The organism is Streptomyces sp. NPDC127092, assembly GCF_042722475.1.
Classification (GTDB): domain Bacteria; phylum Actinomycetota; class Actinomycetes; order Streptomycetales; family Streptomycetaceae; genus Streptomyces.
The window spans coordinates 22,027-40,731 of the sequence record NZ_JBHXFE010000018.1; the positions used below are offsets into that span (position 1 = coordinate 22,027).

Here is an 18,705-nt window from a genome sequence, read left to right on the forward strand (position 1 = left end):
CGCGACGGCACTGTGGGTGGCGCCCGGGCCGCGCGGGGTGGCCGCGCGGACCGGGGCCGTCAGGGGGCGCTGACCAGGGATTCCCCGGCGAGCGCCGCGGTGTGCGCGTCCATGCGCTCGGCGGCGAGGATCGCGGCGGCCGTGTCGGCCCGGGAGGCGGCGACGACCAGGGCGCGGCCCGCGAGGGCGTGCGCCTTGCGGTGCAGGGTCGCGGCGGGAGCGCCGCTCAGACCCGCGTGCCGGGCCGGCGGCGCGCCGCGCAGCCGGGCCACCTGGCGGGCGATGAGCTCGCCCGCCTCCGTGTCGCCGAGCTCGTCGGTGACCGCGAGCAGGGCGGCGAGGTGTCCGGCGAGCTGGATGTCCAGCTCCTCCTCGCGGGAGCGGTGCGGGTAGCCGTTCTGGTCGTCGTCGGCCATCCGGTGGACCGACTTCGTGCGGATCGGTTCGTACATGGGATGGCCTCCTGCGGTAGCTCTGGAGACATCCTAGCTTGGAATCGATCTAAAGTTGAGCCGTGTCCGGAAGTCGGGACGGCGAGCGCGCGTCAGTACTGGCTGTAGCCGTCCAGGAAGGTGCCGATCCGCGTCACCGCGTCCGCCAGGTCCGCGGCCGTCGGCAGCGTCACGATCCGGAAGTGGTCCGGCTCGTGCCAGTTGAAGCCGGTCCCGTGCACCACCATGATCTTCTCGGCCCGCAGCAGGTCGAGGACCATCTGCCGGTCGTCCTTGATCTTGTAGACCGCCGGGTCGAGGCGCGGGAACAGGTACAGCGCCCCCTTCGGCTTCACGCACGTCACGCCCGGGATCTGCGTCAGCAGCTCGTACGCCGTGTCCCGCTGCTCCAGGAGCCGCCCGCCCGGCAGCACCAGGTCCTCGATCGACTGCCTGCCCTGCAGGGCCGCGGCCACCGCGTGCTGCGCCGGCATGTTGGCGCACAGCCGCATGTTGGCCAGGATCGTCAGGCCCTCGATGTACGAGGAGGCGTGCGACTTCGGGCCGCAGACCGCGAGCCAGCCGGACCGGAAACCGGCCACCCGGTAGTTCTTGCTCATCCCGTTGAAGGTGAGGACCAGCAGGTCGGGGGCGATGGCGGCGGTCGGCGTGTGCGTGGCGCCGTCGTAGAGGATCTTGTCGTAGATCTCGTCCGAGCAGACCACCAGGCTGTGCCGGCGGGCGATCTCGGTCAGGCCCCGCAGCATCTCGTCGTCGTAGACGGCGCCCGTCGGGTTGTTCGGGTTGATGATCACGATCGCCTTGGTCCGATCGGTGATCTTCCGCTCGATGTCGGCCAGGTCCGGCATCCAGTCGGCCTGCTCGTCGCAGCGGTAGTGCACGGCCGTGCCGCCCGCCAGCGAGACCGCGGCCGTCCACAGCGGGTAGTCCGGCGCCGGGACCAGCACCTCGTCGCCGTCGTCGAGCAGGGCCTGCATCGCCATCTGGATCAGCTCGGAGACGCCGTTGCCCAGGTAGATGTCCTCGACCGACAGGGGGATGCCCTTGGTCTCGTAGTGGCTCATCACCGCCCGCCGGGCCGACAGCAGGCCCTTCGCGTCGCCGTAGCCGTGCGCGTCGGCGAGGTTGCGCAGCATGTCCTCGAGGATGGCCGGCGGACACTCGAAGCCGAACGCGGCCGGGTTCCCGGTGTTGAGCTTGAGGATGCGATGACCCGCAGCCTCCAGCCGCATCGCCTCTTCGAGCACCGGGCCCCGGATTTCGTAACAGACGTTGGCGAGCTTCGTGGACTGGATCACCTGCATGACGAGAGCTTACGGCGGGCCGCCGCAAGACGCCTCGTGTTTTGGGACACGTCGGGCGTACGGCGCGCTCGGGACGTGGCCGCGGTCCGGTCCGCGGGCGCGCGTGCCCCCCGCTGTGACCCACGTCGCTTCCGTCGTGTCGTGCTCCCTACAATCACGGCTCGTGAGTCCGAACGAGACGGGGGCCGCAGAGCCCTCCAGACGACGCCACGCGTCCAAGCGCCGTGGCCCCGGCCCGCTGTGGATCATCGGGAGCGGCGCCGTCGTCGTGTGCGGCGTCCTCGCCGCCTTCGCCGCGCTCGACGGCGGGCCCGCGTCCGGAGGGGGCGGCCTGGGGCCGGACGAGAGCCGCCCCGGCATGCCCGCGCTGATCCAGCGCGACGCCGGGAGCTCCGGCGAGGACGACGGCGGGAGCCCGGGCGCCGACCCGAGCGCCTCGGGCGGCTCCGCTTCCCCGTCCGCCACGGCCGGCGGCACCGCGGACCCGTCCGCGAGCCCGACGCCGTCCGGCGGCGCGACAAGCCCCGCGCCCGCGGCCTCCGGGAGCGGGACGGCGTCCCCGTCCGGCCGCCCCGGCTACTCGGACCAGGCACCCGGCATCCAGAAGAAGCCCCGGTAGGGCGCCGGGCGGGGCACGGTAGGTTTGCCCCTCATGTGGGTTTTCAGCACCGCCGGATGCCGGTGGCTCGGCGCGGCCGGTTCGCTCGCCGTCACCGTCGGCGGCTGGGCCGCCGGGACGCTCCCCGTACGCGGCGGCGCGGGCCTGTGGCAGCCGCACGGCACCGGTGTGACGGTGGCGGGCTCCGTGCTCGCGTACCTCGGGCTGACCCTGCTGATCGTGGCGTGGTGGCAGTACGGGCGGGTGCTCCGCGCCGGGCGCGAGGCAGGCGGGGCCGGTGCTGACGGGGCCGGGGCCGGTGCTGCTGGGGCTGGGGCCGGGGCCGGTGCTGACGGGGCCGGGGTCGGAGTCACGCTTTGCTGGTGGGTCGCGCCGCTCCTGCTCGCCCCGCCGCTGTACAGCGCCGACGTCTACAGCTACATCGCCCAGGGAGCGATGGTCCTCGAAGGCCACGACGTGTACGCGGCCGGGCCCGCCGTCCTCGGCCCCGGCGAACTCGGGTACGACGCGGCGGCGAGCGTCGGCGGCCACTGGACCGACACGCCCGCGCCGTACGGCCCGGTCTTCCTCCTCCTCGCCCAGGCCGTCGTCGGGCTCACCGGTGGCGCCGTCGTCCCCGCCGTCCTCGGCATGCGACTCGTCGCGCTCCTCGCGCTCGCGCTGATCGTGTGGGCGGTGCGCGGGCTCGCGCCGGAGGGGCGGCGGGACGGGGCGGTGTGGCTCGCGGCGCTCAACCCGCTGCTCCTCGTCCATGTCGTGGGCGGCCTGCACAACGACGGCCTGATGGCCGGACTGCTGCTCGCGGGCGTCCTCCTCGCCGTGCGGCGCGGGCGGTGGGCGGTGGGCGGCGCGGTCATCGGGCTCGCGATGATGATCAAGTCGCCGGCGGCGCTGGGACTGCTGTTCGCCGGGATCGCGGTCGCGCGGCGGCGTGGCGGGGCGGCCGGCCTCGCGAAGGGACTGCTGCCGGGTGCGGTGGCCGTCGCCGTCGCGGCGGGGGCGAGCGTGGCGGCCGGCACCGGCTTCGGCTGGCTCCGCACCCAGAGCGTGGCCGCCACCATCCACACGGCCCTGTCCGTCACCAGCGACCTCGGGCTCGGGCTCGGGCTGCTGGTCGCGGACGATCCCGAGCCGGTCAAGGGCGTGGTGCAGAAGCTCGGCCTGCTGGCCGCCGGTGCGATCGTCGCGGCGATCGCGTGGCGGGTGTGGAAGGGGCGCGTCGAACCGGTCCTGGGCCTCGGCCTCTCCCTGCTGGCGCTGGTGGCGCTCTCGCCGATGGTCCAGCCCTGGTACGTGCTCTGGGGCACGGTCGCGGTCGCGGCGGCGGGCGCGTGGGATGGACGGGGCGGCCAGCTGCTTGCGGTCCTGTGCGCGGCCCTGGCCTACGAGACGGCGCCCTCGGGTCACACGCCGGCGTACGGCTTCGCCCTGGCGGGCGTGGTGCTGGCGGCGGGCCTGTGGTGGGCGCGGCGCGAGTCGTGGGGTGAGCCGGGCACCGTCGCGGTGCCGGGCCCCCGTCCGGTCCCGAGCGAGGCGGCGGCACGGCGGGATCGGGTCCGTTAGGCCCACGGGGTGACGGCCTCGCCGCCGGCACCGCCGTAGGGATGACGGGCGCATGCGCAGGGGCTGGACGCGGCCGCCGAGGGCGCCCGGGCGGGTGTCGGAGGCGTCAGGCCGGTCGCGTCCGGCGGATCGACCGGCCCGCCAGGGTGTCCGTGCGTTTGCCGTCCTCGATCACGAAGTGGCCGTCGATCAGGACGTGGGGGATGCCCGTGGGGAGGGTGCGGGGGGCCGCGTACGTGGAGCCGGCGGCGACCGTTGCCGGGTCGAACAGGACCAGGTCGGCCACGTAGCCCTCCTTCACCAGGCCGCGGTCCGGGAGGCGGAGCCGCCGCGCGGGGCGGGAAGTGAGATGGGCGACGCAGTCCTCCAGGGTGAGGACGGACTCCTCGCGCACGTAGCGGCCGAGGTACTCGGGGAACGTGCCGTACGCCCGCGGGTGCGGCTTCGCGCCCTGGAGGATGCCGTCCGAGCCGCCCGTGTGGACCCGGTGGCGCATGATCGCGCGGACGTTCTCCTCGTGGCCCACGTGCTGGAGGATCGTCGGGCCGAGGCGGTCCTCCACGAGGAGGCGGCGGGCCGTCGGCCAGTCGGGGACCCTGCGGCCCACCCAGGACGCGAGCGGCGGAGCCGTCACGCCCGCGATCTCGATCGTGTGCCACTCGACCGGGACCCCGTGACAGCCGTCCGAGCCGGTTTCCTCCAGGTGGTGGCGGATCCGTTCCGCCGTCGCGTCGTCGCGGAGGCGGGCCAGGAGCGCCTCCGGACCGCCCTCGTGCGCCCAGCCGGGCAGGAGGGCCGCGAGGGTGGTGGAGCCGGGGGTGTACGGGTAGGTGTCCAGGGTGATGTCGGAGCCTGCCGCCAGGGCCTCGTCCAGGAGCGACAGGAGCTCCGGCGCGCGGCCCTCGTTCACGCCGAAGTTCAGGGTGGCGTGGGCGAGGTGCAGGGCGCAGCCCGCGTCGCGCGTGAGCCGCACCATCTCCTCGTACGCCTCCAGGGCCCCCGCCCCGTACGAGCGGTGGTGCGGGCAGTAGTAACCGCCGTACCGCGCCACCACCCGGCACAGCTCGGTGAGCTCGGCGTCGGGGGCGTACATCCCGGGCGTGTAGGTGAGGCCGGAGGACATGCCGACCGCGCCCTGCTCCAGGCCCTCGGCGACGAGCTGCCGCATGCGGTTCAGCTCGGTCTCCGTCGCCGGGCGGTCCTCCCAGCCCATCGCGTACATCCGGACCGTGCCCTGGGGGACGAGGTAGGCCGCGTTGACCGCGACGCCCCGGCCCCCGTGCGCGGTGTCCAGGCGGTCCAGGTACTCGCCCACCGTGCGCCAGTCGAAGTCGACGGTCGAATCCCCGGGCCCACCGCCGTTCCAGCCGGCGATCGCCGTCCGCACCGCGTCGAGGGTGCGGTCGTCGGCCGGCGCGTACGACAGGCCGTCCTGGCCGAGCACCTCGAGCGTCACGCCCTGCGCGGCCTTCGCGCTGTGGTCCGGGTCCCGGAGCAGCGCGAGGTCGCTGTGGGCGTGCATGTCGATGAAGCCGGGGGACAGCGCGAGGCCCTCGGCGTCGACGATCCGGCGGCCGGTCGGGCGCTGGCAGCCGGCCGCCGCGCCCTCCTTCACGATCGCGGCGATCCGGCCGCCGGCGAGGGCGACGTCGGCGCGGTAGGAGGGTTCGCCGGTGCCGTCGACGACCTCGGCGTCACGGAAGACGAGATCCATCACCGGCCCCCTGCTAGAAGAACGTGCGGATGTAGTCGACGACCGTGCCGTCCGCCTCCACGAGCGGGATCAGCTGCCACTTGTCGAAGGACGTGCACGGGTGGGACAGGCCCATGCCGACCCAGTCGCCGACCTCCACGTCCGCGCCGGGCTCCGTGGCCAGCCAGGTGTGCTGGTCGGACAGGGCGGTGACGGTGACGCCGTCGGCCGGGCGGACCTCGCCGGTGCGCCCGTCGCGGACGACCTGCGCCTCCGGCAGGTGGAGGTCGTGGGCGGCGTCGCGCTTGCCCGCGTTGGTGAAGGCCTGCGCGGGGGTGGGGCGGGAGACGACCTGGGACCAGAGCCGGAACGCGGGCCGCAGCGCGCCCTCCTCGGGAATCCGGTTGAAGGGGGTCCGCTCGCGGTACTGGCCGTCGTCGTGGGACACGTACGCGCCCGAGCGCAGCAGCTTCAGGACGGGCCGGGAGAACTCCGGGATCCCGGCGAAGACCTCGGCGACCGTGTCGAACCACTCGCTGCCGCCGGCGCTGACGACGATCTCCGGCAGGTCGGGCGCGAACCTGCCGGACTTGTCGAAGGCGGCCGCGAGCCCGACGAGCCGGTGCAGCCACTCGCGCACCCGGGCGGCGTCCGCCTGCGGCATCGTCGCCTCGTACCCCGCGACGCCCACGAGCCGGAGCCGGTCCGTGGCCGCGACCGCGTCGGCCACGGCCTCGGCCTCGGCCTCGGTCCGCACGCCGGTGCGCCCGGCCTCGGCCGCGCCGAGCTCGACGACCACGTCCACCGGGCGCCGGACGCCCGCCGCGCGCAGGGCCTCGTCCATCAGCTCGACGCCGCGCACGGAGTCGACGTAGCAGACGCACCGGAAGTCCGGATCGCCGTCGAGTTCGGCGGCGAGCCAGCGCAGCGCCACGGCGTCGACGAGCTCGTTGGCGAGGAAGATCCGGTCGATGCCGTGGGCGCGGTAGACCCGGGCCTGGTGCGGTACGGCGGCGGTGATGCCCCAGGCGCCGTGTTCGAGCTGGCGGTCGAAGAGCTGCGGGGCCATGGAGGTCTTGCCGTGCGGCGCGAAGGCGAGGCCGTGACGCTCGGCGTAGGTCTCCAGGAGGCGCAGGTTGTGCTCGACGGACTCCGCGGAGAGGGCGAGGACGGGGGTGGTGAAGCCGCCGGTGAAGAGGTTGCGGCGCTGGGCGGCCAGCTCGCGGACGGTGAGGCCCTCGGCGTCCGGCGGCAGGCCCTTGAAGCGGTGGTCGACGCGCTCGTCCGACAGCTCGGTCCGCGGCTCGGTCGGCATGGAACCCTCCTCCACAGCGTTGCAGCACATGCAACGCCCATTGCGTATGTCGCTCGTCGCTGTCTAACATCCGGGCCGAGGCCGGGTCAATGGACCCGGCGCCCCAGGGACCCGCAGGAGCGTGACCGTGGCCGAGACCGCGCCCCCGGCCGGGCCGTCCCCCGACGTGGTCTGCCTGGGCGAGTCCATGGTGACCTTTCTGCCCTCCCGGCCGGGCCGCCTCGCCGACGTCCCCGCCTTCACCCGCGCCGTCGGCGGCGCCGAGTCCAACGTCGCCTGCGCGCTCGCCGCCGCCGGACACCGCGTCCGCTGGGTCGGCCGGGTCGGCGCCGACGGCTTCGGCGACCACCTGCTCGCCGCCATCGCAGCGTACGGAGTCGACACCGGCGCCGTCCGCCGCGACCCGCACCGGCCCACCGGCGTCTACTTCCGCACCGACGCCGACCGCGCCACCGACGGCCACGAGGCCGTCTACTACCGGGCCGGCTCCGCCGCCTCCGCGATGTCGCCCGACACCGTGCCGTACGACTCCGTCACCGACGGCCGGATCCTCCATCTCACCGGCATCACCGCCGCGCTCTCCGACGAGTGCCGGGCGCTGCTGTACGCACTGACCGCGCCCCGCCCCGGCCGCCCCCTGGTCTCCTTCGACGTCAACCACCGGCCCGCCCTCTGGCGCGACGGAGCCGCCGCCCCCGAGGTCCTCCTCGACCTCGCCAACCGCGCCGACCTCGTCTTCGTCGGCGCCGACGAGGCGAAGGCGCTGTGGGGAGCGAAGGGCATCCGGGCCGTCGGCGACCTCGTCGACCGGCCCGAGACGCTCGTCGTCAAGCTCGGCAAGGGCGGCGCCTACGTCTCCGACCGCCGCCCCGAGTCCTTCGCGGACATCGCGGACGCCACCGGCGCCGGGTACCTGGAACGCCCGCCCCGCGTCGACGTCGTCTCCACCGTCGGCGCCGGCGACGCCTTCGCCGCCGGATTCCTCTCCGCGACCCTCCGCGGCCTCGACACGCGCGCGCGGCTCCGCCACGGCCACCTCATGGCCGCCGCCGCCCTCACCGCGCCCGGCGACCTCGCCCGCCCGCCCCGGCGCGCCCACGCCGACCGGCTGGCCCGGCTCGACGACCGGGCCTGGGAGAGACTTCACCTCGGCCCCGGCTGGACGGGGGAGGACCTGGAGGTACGCACGCCATGAGCCAGACCGTCGACCGCGCGCTCAGCATCCTGCCGTTGCTCGCGCAGGGCCCCGCCGACCTCGGTCAGGTCGCCGAACGGCTCGGCGTCCACAAGTCCACCGCCCTGCGCCTGCTGCGCACCCTCCACGAGCACGGCCTCGTCTACCGCCAGCAGGACCAGCGCTACCGCCTCGGCGCCCGACTCTTCGCCCTCGCCCAGGAAGCCGTCGAGAACCTCGACGTCCGCGAGATCGCCCACCCCCACCTCGTCGCCCTCAACGAGCGGACCGGCCACACCGTCCACCTCGCCGTCCACGAGGAGGGCGAGGTCCTCTACATCGACAAGGTCGAGAGCCGGTACCCGGTCCGCATGTACTCCCGGATCGGCAAGCCCGTCGCCATCACCGTCGCCGCCGTCGCCAAACTGCTCCTCGCCGACCTGCCCGAGGCCGAGCGCCGCGCCCTCGCCGCCAGGCTCGACTACCCCATGTACACGCCCCGTTCGACCCCGAACGCCGCCGCCTTCCTCAAGGAGCTGGCGACCGTACGCGAACAGGGCTGGGCCACCGACCTCGGCGGCCACGAGGAGTCCATCAACTGCGTCGCCGCGCCCGTCCGCGGCGCGGACGGCCGGGTCGTCGCCGCCATGTCGGTCTCGGCGCCGAACGTCGTCGTCACCGCCGACGAACTCCTCGCCCTGCTCCCGCTGGTGCGCCGCACCGCCGACGACATCAGCCGTGAATACTCCGGAACGACCAGGACCGACCCCGAGGACAAGGACCGCGCATGACCGAGAAGACCGCCCTCACGCCGCCGACCCACACCGCCCCGCCCGCGAGGTTCTCCCACGGCGTCAGGAAGGGCAACATCCTCCAGGTCGCGGGCCAGGTCGGCTTCCTGCCCGCCGTCGAGGGCCGGCCCCCGACCCCGGCCGGCCCCGCCCTGCGCGAGCAGACCCTCCAGACCCTCGCCAACGTCAAGGCGATCCTGGAGGAGGGCGGCGCTACCTGGGACGACGTGATGATGATCCGGGTCTATCTGACGGACGTCGCCCACTTCGCCGAGATGAACGAGATCTACGACGCCTACTTCGACGAGCAGGAGCTCAAGGCCCCGGCCGCGGCGCGTACGACGGTCTACGTCGGCCTGCCCGCGGGACTGCTGGTCGAGATCGACGCCCTGGCCGTACTGGACTGACCGGGGCGGCTCGAACGCTCACAGGGGCATCGGCCATACTTCCGCCGTGGAGCAGCGCACAGGACCCAGCATTCAGACGGTGCACGGCGCCGCGGCGGACCCGGCGTTCGTCCCGGGCATCACGGGAGTCGCGGGCCTCGGCCCGGTGGCCCCGGTGGGGCCGGAGGAGCCGGTGGACGCCGAACCCCGGGACGCCGTCCCGGCGGACGCGGCGGGCGAGGCCGAAGTGGCCGGGGCGGAAGGCGAGTCCGGGGCGGACGTGCCCGAGGCCGACGCCGACGCCGACGCGGATGCGGACGCGGACGGGGATGCCGCGTCCGACGCCGATCCCGACGGGCCCGTCTTCGAGGCCGCCGACCGGCGTGCCCGGATCGTCGCCGACGCCCAGGGCGTTCGGCTCAGCCTCGACGAGGAGAGCTGCGAGTTCCGCTGGGACGAGATCGGCGCGGTCGAGACCGCGACGGCCCGCTTCGGCAGGCGGTTCAGGGTGGTCGTGCACACCCCTGACCGGCGCTGGTACCCGATCGAGATCGACGCGCCGGCGAAGGCGCGCGTCCAGGAGTGGGAGACACTCCTGGACGCGGTGCTGGACGCGTACTTCGACGAGGGCGGGAGCGAGACCGCCTAGCAGTACTGCGCGGCCTTGCCGATCGAGCGGTACATGCAGTCGGCGTTCTCCATGAGCTGGAGGACGGCGTCCCGGTTGCGGGAGGTCTCGCGCTCGATCACCTCGTCGGGCGGGTAGAAACCGCCGTTCCAGGACGAGGTCGGGTACATCTCGAAGGTGTACGCGAAGATCTTGTGCGCGCCCCAGAGGTAGTCGTCGATCGACCCGTCGGTGATGTACAGGTCGCTGGACTGCTCGGGGGTGTAGCCGTTGCTCGACGCCATCTTCTGGCCGACCGTGGCGAAGGCGTCACGGTCGTCCTGCGTCATGCCGGTCGTGGTGTCGGCGTTGGTGTAGCCGAAGGGCCACAGGACCAGCTCGCTGTAGGTGTGGAAGTCGATGCCGGCCGTGATCTGCTGCTTGCCGCCGACCACGCGCGAGCGGACGAAGTCGGAGACGACCTTCACCTCGGGCGCGGACTCGGGGGCGGTGCCGCGGTAGGTCTCGGAGCTCTTGGAGCCGGAGGAGCCGCCGCAGCAGCCCCACTTGTAGTCCCAGTTGCGGTTCATGTCCGTACCGACGTAGGTCGAACCGGAGTTGGGCTGGCGGTTCTTGCGCCAGCTGCGGTAGGAGCCGCTCGCGATGTCGTACTCGCCGCCGTCCGGGTTGAGGTCGGGCACGATCCAGATCTCGCGGCTGTTCACCATGTTGGTGACGCGACTGTCCGTGCCGTACCCGGCGCCGAGTTCGCGCAGCAGGTAGAGCGCCATTTCGACGGTGAGGTGCTCGCGGGCGTGCTGGTGGTGGGTGAAGAGGATCTCGGGCTCGGCCTCGTCGGTGCCGACGTTGTCGCTGATCTTGATGGCGACGATGTCGCGGCCCTGGTAGCTCTTGCCGATCACCCGCTTGCTCATGATGGACGGGTAGGCGGCGAGCCGCGTGTTGATCTCGGCGTTCATCTCCGCGTAGTTGTGGTACTTGGAGTCGGCGGAGGGGAAGTCGAGCGGTCCCACGGCCGAGGCGGCGGCCTTGCCCCGCTCGGGCGGCGCGGGCAGGGCGACCGGCCGGTACCCGAGGCTATTGAGGTGGGCCAGCTGGCGGGCGTCGGCGCTGACGACGACCGAGCGGGCGTCGACCTCGTCGATGGAGACGCCGGTGGCGGTGAGGGCGGAGCGTTCGGCGGCGGTGGCGGGTCCGGCGATCTCGTACTGCCGGATCACCTCCTCGCCGTCCCTGGCGGCGGCGGTCGGCGCCGGGTCGGCCCCGGCGGGAGTCGTGAGCGCGGAGACGGGCGCCGCGAGGGCGAGCGCCAGGAGGGCCGCCAGGGCGGCGGACCTCCGTCCGCGGGTACGAAGTCGCATGCTGTCTCCTGGGTGGGGAGTGTGGGGAGTGCGACAGACGGTCGTTCGTCGGAAATCGGACGTCGGACGTCGTACGGTGCTGACATGGTGAGGGTGTGACATGAACGGGTCAAGCGGTCAAGTTCGGCCACATTCTCCCGCTCCCGGCCCCCGGAAACGGCGCAGCGCCGCCGGATGACGGCGGCGCTGCGGGGGGATTCCTCCGAAGGGCGTAGTGACGCCGGGCCCACGCGGGCGCTTACGGCAGGCCGTGGACGTGCGGGCCGACCGCGTTCGACCAGGCGTTGCCCGCCGTCGCGTCCCAGTTGGTCGACCAGGTCATCGCGCCACGGATGTCCGGGTACGTCCGCGACGGCTTGAACGTGCCGCAGCCGGTGCCCTTGGCCAGGCAGTCGAGCGCGTTCTTCACGACCTGCGGGTCGACGTAGCCGCTGCCCGCGCCCCGCGTCGAGGCGGGCACGCCGAGGCCGACCTGCGAGGCGTCGAGGCCGCCCTGGAGCTGGATGCAGGCGAGCGCGGTGAGGAAGTCCACCGAGCCCTGGCTGTAGACCCTGCCGTCGCAGCCGAGCATCGAACCGCTGTTGTAGTACTGCATGTTGACCACCGTGAGGATGTCCTTCACGGCGAGCGCGGTCTTGAAGTACTCGGTGCCGGTGTTCTGCATGTCGATGGTCTGCGGGGCCATCGTCAGGACCAGCGACGAACCGGCCTTGGCGGACAGCTGACGCAGCGCCTTGGTCAGGTACGTCGCGTTGATGCCGTGCTCCAGGTCGATGTCGACGCCGTTGAAGCCGTACTCCCGCATCAGGGCGTACGCGCTGTCGGCGAAGGCGGTCGCGGAGGCGTCGCTGTTGACGGTGACGTTGCCCTTCTCGCCACCGACCGAGATGATCACGGACTTCCCGGCCGCCTTCTTGGCGGCGACGTCGGCCTTGAAGTAGGCGACGGAGGCGTAACCGACGGCCGGGTCGAGGTTGAAGGTGATCTGGCCGGGCGTGGCCGTCGAGTCCGCGAAGGAGACGGCGATGATGTCGTACTGCGACGGGACGTCGCGCAGCTTCTGCACCGTGGCGCCGTTGTCGAAGTTCTGCCAGTAGCCGGTCAGCGCGTGCTTCGGCACGGCGGGGCCGGGGCCGGGGTCGGTGACCTTCGCGGTGCGCGCGGTGACGGCGGCCGACTTCGCCGACTCGCCCGCGGCGTTGGCGGCCGAGACCTGGAACTGGTACGCGGTGTCGGCGGCCAGGCCGGTGACGGTGGCCGAGGTGGTGTTCACGGTCGTCGCGAGGGCGCCGTCCTTGTAGACCTTGTAGCCCGTCGCGCCGGAGACCGCGCCCCAGGTGAGCGGGACGGAGCTGCTGGTGACGGTGCCGGCGGCGAGGCCCGCCGGGGTGGCCGGGACGGTCGGCTCCGGGTCGGTGCCACCACCGCCGTCGGGGCCGAAGACGCTCACGTCGTCGACGGAGTACGCGGCCGTGCCGTACCAGCCGTGCGTGTAGATCTGCACCGAGGTGGTGTTGGCGCCGGTGGTGAAGGTGGTCGTCAGCTGCTTCCAGCTCGTGGAGTCCGGCGTCCAGGTGGAGACGTCGGTGGTGCCGGTGCCGCTCGCGCCGAGGTACGCGTAACCGCCCTGGACCCAGGCGCTGAGGGTGTACGTGGAGCTCGGCTTCACGGTCACCGTCTGGGTGCACCTGGCGTTGTCGAGGCCGGCGGGGGTGGCGCGCAGGGCGCCCGCTCCGGTGCGTACCGGCGAGGAGACGACGGCGCCGCTGCCCGCCGAACAGGACCAGTTGGCGAGGCCGTTCTCGAAGCCCGCGTTCCTGGCGACGTTGACGTCCGCGGCCTGGGCGGTGCCGGCGCCGCCGACGAGGACGAGGCCGGCGCTCAGGGCCAGGCCCAGCGCGGCTCTGGTGGTGCGGTCCACTTGCTGCCTCCGGGGTGGGGGACGGGGAGAGGGGGAGGGGCGGGGAGGTGCTGAGCGGTGGCCACCGTCGGCAGACAAGTTGGTCCAGACCAATTGGGTTGTCAAGGCCTGTGGAAGGAAGCGCAGTTCAGAGCCGTCCACGACGACCGAGAAAGTGACGGAGCTTGAAGGATTGTCTGTTCACCACCCCGGCCGACGTGGATAAAGTGCAGGGCGGCGGTAACGCTGCGAACGCAGCAAGTGATCAACGAGTGGTCAGTGAGGGATCGGGGGAGCCCGAGTGCCGACAGCGATTGCGGTCACCAGCGCCGACCTGGTGCTGCCACCGACCGACCCGCAGACACCTCCCGCCGCCGTCCTGCCCGACCCCGGGATCCGGCCGCTCGACGCCTCGCTCGCCGACGTCCAGCTCCTGCTCGACCGGTACGGCCATCTGATCGTCGTCTGCCCCGGACACGTGCCGCCCGCGACCGCCCGACGGCTCCACTCGGTACGGTCCCTGCTCGAATCCGACCGGATCGCGATCGTCAGGACCGCACTGCCGCCGCTCGGCGCCGCGGTCCTCGTCCGCCAGCTCCGCCAGCTGTCCGCCTGCGACTTCAGCCCGGGCGTCCTCGCCTCCGCGGCCCGGCTCCTCGCCCACTACGTGTACGCCGGTGCCGTCCTCGGCTCCGTGGCCCGGCTCGACCACGTACCCGTCGGACTCACCTCCCACGTCAAGGGCTGGCTCCCCGGCGCCCAGTTCGCCGTGCTCGCGGGGCCCGAGCCCCAGCTCGTACGGCTCGGATCGGGCGGCTCCGACGAGCTGGCCGGGCCCGAGTTCACCACCGACCTCGTCCTCGCCCGCGGCCAGCTCCAGACCGAGTGGCCCACGACCGCCCTCGCCCCCCGCTGGCGGGTCCGCGCCGTCCAGGAGGCCACCCTGCCCGAGTCCTCGCCCGGCTGGTGGGGCACGGGCAAGCTCGTGGAGTTCGCCGCGTACCTGCCCGACCTGCCCGTCCTCTACCAACTCGTCGCCTCGGTACGGCGCGAGACCTGCCACTGGTGCCGCATGGAGCTCATCGGCGACCGCTGCGGCTTCTGCGGGGCGCCCCTGGCGGGCGCCGCGCCCGCCGAACCGGCCGCGTCGGCGACCGGCTGACCCGCGCTCCGCTCCCGCCCCGTCCCGCTCCCGACCGTCACCAGTCCCACCAGCCCGTCTCCGCACCGACCGACCGACCGTCCCGAACCTCCCCGTCCCGACCGCCCCGCCCCGTCCGCCGCTCCACCCGTCCACGATCGAGGTAGTACGGCCCATGAACTCCCGTCAGCGCCGCGGCGTGATCCTGCTGCTGCTGTCCGTCCTGTGCGCGCTCGGCGCGTTCGCCGGCGTCCTCTCGGTGATCAGCGACGTGAACTCCAAGGTCGGACCCGAGGTGACCGCGTACCGGATCAAGGACGACATCGCGCCCTACACACCGCTCGGGCCCGGCGACTTCGAGAAGGTCAGCATGCCCGAGCGCTGGCTCCCCGCCACCGCCGTCACCGACCTCGCCCGCACCCGCGGCAAGATCGCCGTCACCACCCTCAAGGCCGGCTCCCTGCTGCAGAGCGACATGATCGTCGACCGGCCCGCGCTCGAACCCGGCCAGCAGGAGATCGCCATCATGATCGACGCCGCCACCGGCGTCGCCGGCAAGATCACGCCCGGCTCAGCGGTCAACATCTACGCCACCTTCGCCGGCGAACGCGGCGGCCGCGCCGACCAGTCGAAGCTGATCGTCGCCGGCGCCCGCGTCCTCGCCATCGGCAAGCTGACGCCCGTCGAGGACACCGACGACCGCGGCGGCCGCGCCACCGCCGCCGTCCCCGTCACCTTCGCCCTCTCCACCGCCGACACCCAGCGCGTCGCCTACGCCGAGTCCTTCGCCGAGCACGTCCGCCTCGCCCTCGTCGCCCCCGGCACCACCACCGCGCCCGACCCGCGCGACCGCACCTACACGCTCGACAAGGACAAGTGAGGCCGAATGACCACGAGGATCCTGCCGGCGGTCGGCGACCCGGACGCGGCCCGCGCCGTCACCACCCTCATCGGCCAGCTCCCCGACGCCGAACCCGCCGGGCCCGTCGCCGACTCCACCCAGCTCCTCGACACCCTCGCCCGGCTCGCCGCCGAGTCCCTCGACGAGCTCCCCGAGGTCGTCCTCGTCCACGAACGCATCGGCCCCGTCCCGGCGCTCGAACTCGTCCGCGAGGTCGCCCTCCGCTTCCCCGCCGTCGGCGTCGTCCTCATCACCGCCGACGCCAGCCCCGTCCTGTTCTCCGCCGCCATGGACTCCGGTGCCCGCGGCCTCGTCACCCTCCCGCTCGGCTACGAGGAGCTGGCCAGCCGCGTCCAGGCCGCCGCCCAGTGGTCCGCGGGCGTCCGCCGCCACCTCGGCGCCGGGGCCGACACGCCCACCGGGCCCGGCGGCACCGTCGTCACCGTCAGCGGCGCCAAGGGCGGCGTCGGCACCACCGTCACCGCCGTCCACCTCGCCCTCGCGGCCCGCGCCTCGGGACACACCGTCGCCCTCGTCGACATGGACCTCCAGGGCGGCGACATCGCCTCGTACCTCGACGTGCAGTTCCGGCGCTCGCTCGCCGACCTCGCCACCATCAACGACATCACGCCCCGCGTGCTCCAGGACGCCGTCTACGTCCACGAGACCGGCCTGTCCCTGCTCCTCGCCCCCGGCGAGGGCGAGCGCGGCGAGGACGTCACCGACCGTGCCGCCCGCCAGATCCTCAGCGCCCTGCGCAGCCGCCACGCGGTCGTCGTCGTCGACTGCGGCACCCACCTCGACGCGGCCGGCGCGGCGGCCGTGGAGACCGCCGACACGGCCCTGCTCGTCACCACGCCGGACGTCGTCGCGGTACGGGCCGCCAAGCGCGTCGTACGGATGTGGGACCGGCTCCAGATCCGCAAGCCCGAGGAGAGCACCGTCCTGGTCAACCGCCACCAGCGCGCCACCGAGATCCAGCCCGCCCTCGTCCAGAAGATCACCGGCACGCGGATGGCGGGCGTCGCGGTCCCCGCGAACTTCAAGGAGCTCGCGGCCGTGGTCGACGCGGGCCGGCTGCACGACCTGGACGCCCGGTCGTCGGTCAAGCAGGCGCTGTGGTCGCTGGCGGGGGAACTGGGCCTGGTGAAGGCCCCTTCGGGCGCGCCGGCCTCCGGCAAGGAGCTCGTACGCGGCGGGGACCGCGGCGCGCTCGGGCTGCGGCGGCGCGGGGGAGGGCGATAGCGGTGCGTGCGTCGCCGAGGAGGGGCGAGCGGGAGCGGGAGGAGCGGGGGCCGGGCGAGCGTCGCCCGGACGAGCGTGGGCCGGGCGAGCGTTCGCCGGGCCGGGAGCTCGGCGACAGCGGGCAGGTGGCCGTCGAGTTCGTCGGCATGCTGCCGCTGATCCTGCTCACGCTGGTGCTGCTGTGGCAGTGCGTCCTGATCGGCTACACGTACACGCTGGCAGGAAACGCGGCGGACCAGGCGGCGCGGGCGGGAGCGGTGGGCGACGACTGCGCGGCCGCCGGGAAGCGGCACCTGGAGGGGGCGTGGGCGTCGAACGCCGACGCGGGATGCGACCGGGGCGCGGACGGAATGGTGCGGGCGACGGTGAGCCTGCGCGTGCCCGTGCTGTTCCCCGGCGCGATCAGCTTCCCGTGGCAGGTGGACGGCGAGGCCGCGGCGGTGTGGGAAGGGGACGAGAGATGAGACGCCTCCCGCGCAGGGGACCGGGCCGGGGCCGGGGCCAGGGCCGGGGTCAGGGGCAGGGCCAGGGCCGGGGCCGGGACCGGGGCCAGGTGGCCGTCGAGTACCTGGGCTTCCTGCCGCTGCTCCTGCTGATCGGCCTCGTCGGCGTCCAGCTCGGCATCGTCGCGTACGCGGCCCAGCAGGCCGGCACGGCGGCCCGGGCCGCGGCGCGGGCGGCGAGCGTGGACGACGAGGACTCCGTACCGGACCCGGAGACGGCGGGGAAGGCGGCGATGAGCGACTGGATCGCACGCCGGAGCGACGTCCACGAGTCCGGCGGAGTCGCGACCGTCACCGTCGAGATCCCCTCCCTCATCCCCTTCTGGGACTTCGACGACATCCGGAAGACCGCCACCATGCCCGTGCCCGAGGAGGACCAGCCATGAGCCTGCGGGCCCGCATCCACACCCCCGAGGAGAACCGGGCGGGCGGCGCCGGACGGGAGGACGGCCACCTCGTCGCCGCGTTCCGCGCCAAACTCCTGGAGGAGATCGACCTCACCGAGATGTCCGCGCTCGCCGCCGCCGAGCGCCGGGCCCGCCTCGAACGCGTCCTCGGCCACATCATCAGCCGCGAGGGCCCCGTCCTCTCCACCGCCGAACGCGCCCAGCTGATCCGCCGCGTCGTCGACGAGGCACTCGGACTCGGCGTCCTCGAACCCCTCCTCGAAGACGCCTCCATCACCGAGATCATGGTCAACGGCCCCGACCAGATCTACGTCGAGCGGGCCGGGCGCGTGGAACTGCTGCCGCTGCGGTTCGCCTCCCACGAGCAGCTGATGCAGACCATCGAGCGGATCGTGTCGACCGTCAACCGGCGCGTGGACGAGTCCAACCCGATGGTCGACGCGCGCCTGCCGTCCGGCGAGCGCGTCAACGTCATCATCCCGCCGCTCTCCCTCACCGGCGCCACCCTCACCATCCGCCGCTTCCCCCGCGCCTACACCCTGCACGAGATGATCGGCCTCGGCTCCCTCGACGAGCAGATGCTGCTCCTGCTGTCCGGACTCGTCCAGGCCAAGTTCAACGTCATCGTGTCCGGCGCCACCGGCACCGGCAAGACCACCCTGCTCAACGCCCTGTCCGGGCTCATCCCCGACGGCGAGCGGGTCATCACCATCGAGGACTCCGCCGAGCTCCAGCTCCAGCAGTCCCACGTCATCCGCCTCGAAGCCCGCCCGCCGAACATCGAGGGCCGCGGCCAGGTCACCATCCGCGACCTCGTCCGCAACTCGCTGCGCATGCGCCCCGACCGCATCGTGGTCGGCGAGGTCCGCGGCGGCGAGACCCTCGACATGCTCCAGGCCATGTCCACCGGCCACGACGGCTCGCTCGCCACCGTCCACGCCAACTCGGCCGAGGACGCCCTCATGCGCCTCCAGACCCTCGCCTCCATGTCGGAGGTCAAGGTCCCCTTCGAGGCGCTGCGCGACCAGATCAACAGCGCCGTCGACGTCCTCGTCCAGCTCACCCGCCATCCCGACGGCACCCGCCGCGTCACCGAGATCGCGATCCTCGCCTCCAACGGCCGCGAGAGCTACCTCCTCGCCACCGTCTGCCGCTTCGACGCGCGGCCCGTCTCCGCCGACGGCCGCGTGCACGGCGAGTTCTCGTACCACCCGCTGCCGCGCCGCGTCGCCGAACGGCTCTACATGGCGGGCCAGCCCATCCCACAGGCCTTCGGCGTGGCCGCGAGCGACGCACAACTCGCCACGCGGGAAGCGAAATAG

General features: G+C 73.4%; 18 protein-coding genes. 12 read left to right on the plus strand and 6 right to left on the minus strand.

Annotated features, from left to right (window positions below):
* Window positions 1-59: 59 nt before the first annotated feature.
* A complete protein-coding gene (locus ACFWJO_RS16975) occupies window positions 60-452 on the minus strand; it encodes a hypothetical protein (protein WP_386865794.1) in 393 nt (130 codons plus the stop codon).
* A 92-nt stretch (window positions 453-544) separates the two neighbouring features.
* The gene (locus tag ACFWJO_RS16980; RefSeq protein ID WP_384418801.1) at window positions 545-1,756 is read right to left on the minus strand and encodes a pyridoxal phosphate-dependent aminotransferase; all 1,212 of its coding nucleotides are present in this window, start codon (window positions 1,754-1,756) and stop codon (window positions 545-547) included.
* A gap of 163 nt (window positions 1,757-1,919) precedes the next feature.
* On the opposite strand from ACFWJO_RS16980, the gene ACFWJO_RS16985 reads away from it, so the two are divergent.
* Window positions 1,920-2,375, plus strand: coding sequence for a hypothetical protein (locus ACFWJO_RS16985; RefSeq protein WP_386865797.1), 456 nt, complete (start codon window positions 1,920-1,922; stop codon window positions 2,373-2,375).
* A gap of 33 nt (window positions 2,376-2,408) precedes the next feature.
* A complete protein-coding gene (mptB, locus tag ACFWJO_RS16990; protein WP_386865799.1) occupies window positions 2,409-3,938 on the plus strand; it encodes a polyprenol phosphomannose-dependent alpha 1,6 mannosyltransferase MptB in 1,530 nt (509 codons plus the stop codon).
* A gap of 106 nt (window positions 3,939-4,044) precedes the next feature.
* Here the strand turns inward: mptB and ACFWJO_RS16995 are convergent, their stop codons facing one another.
* Both ACFWJO_RS16995 and ACFWJO_RS17000 read right to left on the minus strand, forming a co-directional pair.
* The gene (locus ACFWJO_RS16995; protein ID WP_386865801.1) at window positions 4,045-5,652 is read right to left on the minus strand and encodes an amidohydrolase family protein; all 1,608 of its coding nucleotides are present in this window, start codon (window positions 5,650-5,652) and stop codon (window positions 4,045-4,047) included.
* A 13-nt stretch (window positions 5,653-5,665) separates the two neighbouring features.
* A complete protein-coding gene (locus ACFWJO_RS17000) occupies window positions 5,666-6,946 on the minus strand; it encodes an alanine racemase (RefSeq protein ID WP_386865803.1) in 1,281 nt (426 codons plus the stop codon).
* Window positions 6,947-7,133: 187 nt separating this feature from the next.
* Here ACFWJO_RS17000 and ACFWJO_RS17005 point away from each other — a divergent pair, with 187 nt between their 5' ends.
* Genes ACFWJO_RS17005 through ACFWJO_RS17020 form a run of 4 tightly spaced genes read left to right on the plus strand, consistent with a single transcriptional unit; the run spans window position 7,134 to window position 9,946 of the window.
* Entirely contained in the window at window positions 7,134-8,141 is a 1,008-nt protein-coding gene (locus tag ACFWJO_RS17005) for a sugar kinase (protein ID WP_386865971.1), read from the plus strand.
* The gene (locus tag ACFWJO_RS17010; RefSeq protein WP_386865805.1) at window positions 8,138-8,911 is read left to right on the plus strand and encodes an IclR family transcriptional regulator; all 774 of its coding nucleotides are present in this window, start codon (window positions 8,138-8,140) and stop codon (window positions 8,909-8,911) included. Before ACFWJO_RS17005 ends, ACFWJO_RS17010 begins: the two co-directional genes overlap by 4 nt.
* Window positions 8,908-9,318 carry a RidA family protein gene (locus ACFWJO_RS17015; RefSeq protein ID WP_386865806.1) on the plus strand — a complete coding sequence of 137 codons (411 nt, stop codon included), beginning with the start codon at window positions 8,908-8,910 and terminating at the stop codon, window positions 9,316-9,318. The genes ACFWJO_RS17010 and ACFWJO_RS17015 overlap by 4 nt, the downstream gene beginning before the upstream one ends.
* A gap of 46 nt (window positions 9,319-9,364) precedes the next feature.
* Window positions 9,365-9,946 (plus strand): hypothetical protein, encoded by a 582-nt coding sequence (locus tag ACFWJO_RS17020; protein ID WP_386865808.1) that lies wholly within the window; start codon window positions 9,365-9,367, stop codon window positions 9,944-9,946.
* Here the strand turns inward: ACFWJO_RS17020 and ACFWJO_RS17025 are convergent.
* Together ACFWJO_RS17025 and ACFWJO_RS17030 are read right to left on the minus strand one after the other, a co-directional pair.
* The gene (locus ACFWJO_RS17025; protein WP_386865810.1) at window positions 9,943-11,286 is read right to left on the minus strand and encodes a M14 family metallopeptidase; all 1,344 of its coding nucleotides are present in this window, start codon (window positions 11,284-11,286) and stop codon (window positions 9,943-9,945) included. The two genes, ACFWJO_RS17020 and ACFWJO_RS17025, sit on opposite strands and share 4 nt — an antisense overlap.
* Window positions 11,287-11,524: 238 nt before the next feature.
* Entirely contained in the window at window positions 11,525-13,207 is a 1,683-nt protein-coding gene (locus tag ACFWJO_RS17030) for a chitinase (protein ID WP_386865812.1), read from the minus strand.
* Between the two features lie 280 nt (window positions 13,208-13,487).
* Here ACFWJO_RS17030 and ACFWJO_RS17035 point away from each other — a divergent pair, with 280 nt between their 5' ends.
* The 6 genes from ACFWJO_RS17035 (at window position 13,488) to ACFWJO_RS17060 (ending at window position 18,705) form a co-directional block, all read left to right on the plus strand.
* A complete protein-coding gene (locus tag ACFWJO_RS17035; protein WP_386865814.1) occupies window positions 13,488-14,348 on the plus strand; it encodes a hypothetical protein in 861 nt (286 codons plus the stop codon).
* Window positions 14,349-14,502: 154 nt separating this feature from the next.
* Window positions 14,503-15,207 carry a Flp pilus assembly protein CpaB gene (gene cpaB, locus ACFWJO_RS17040; RefSeq protein WP_384418769.1) on the plus strand — a complete coding sequence of 235 codons (705 nt, stop codon included), beginning with the start codon at window positions 14,503-14,505 and terminating at the stop codon, window positions 15,205-15,207.
* Window positions 15,208-15,213: 6 nt separating this feature from the next.
* Window positions 15,214-16,473, plus strand: a complete 1,260-nt coding sequence (locus tag ACFWJO_RS17045) for a CpaE family protein (RefSeq protein ID WP_386865816.1) — start codon at window positions 15,214-15,216, stop codon at window positions 16,471-16,473.
* A gap of 2 nt (window positions 16,474-16,475) precedes the next feature.
* On the plus strand, window positions 16,476-16,937 hold the full coding sequence (locus ACFWJO_RS17050; RefSeq protein WP_386865818.1) for a TadE/TadG family type IV pilus assembly protein: 462 nt from the start codon (window positions 16,476-16,478) through the stop codon (window positions 16,935-16,937).
* Entirely contained in the window at window positions 16,934-17,362 is a 429-nt protein-coding gene (locus ACFWJO_RS17055; RefSeq protein WP_386865820.1) for a TadE/TadG family type IV pilus assembly protein, read from the plus strand. The genes ACFWJO_RS17050 and ACFWJO_RS17055 overlap by 4 nt, the downstream gene beginning before the upstream one ends.
* Window positions 17,359-18,705 (plus strand): CpaF family protein, encoded by a 1,347-nt coding sequence (locus ACFWJO_RS17060; RefSeq protein ID WP_386865822.1) that lies wholly within the window; start codon window positions 17,359-17,361, stop codon window positions 18,703-18,705. The genes ACFWJO_RS17055 and ACFWJO_RS17060 overlap by 4 nt, the downstream gene beginning before the upstream one ends.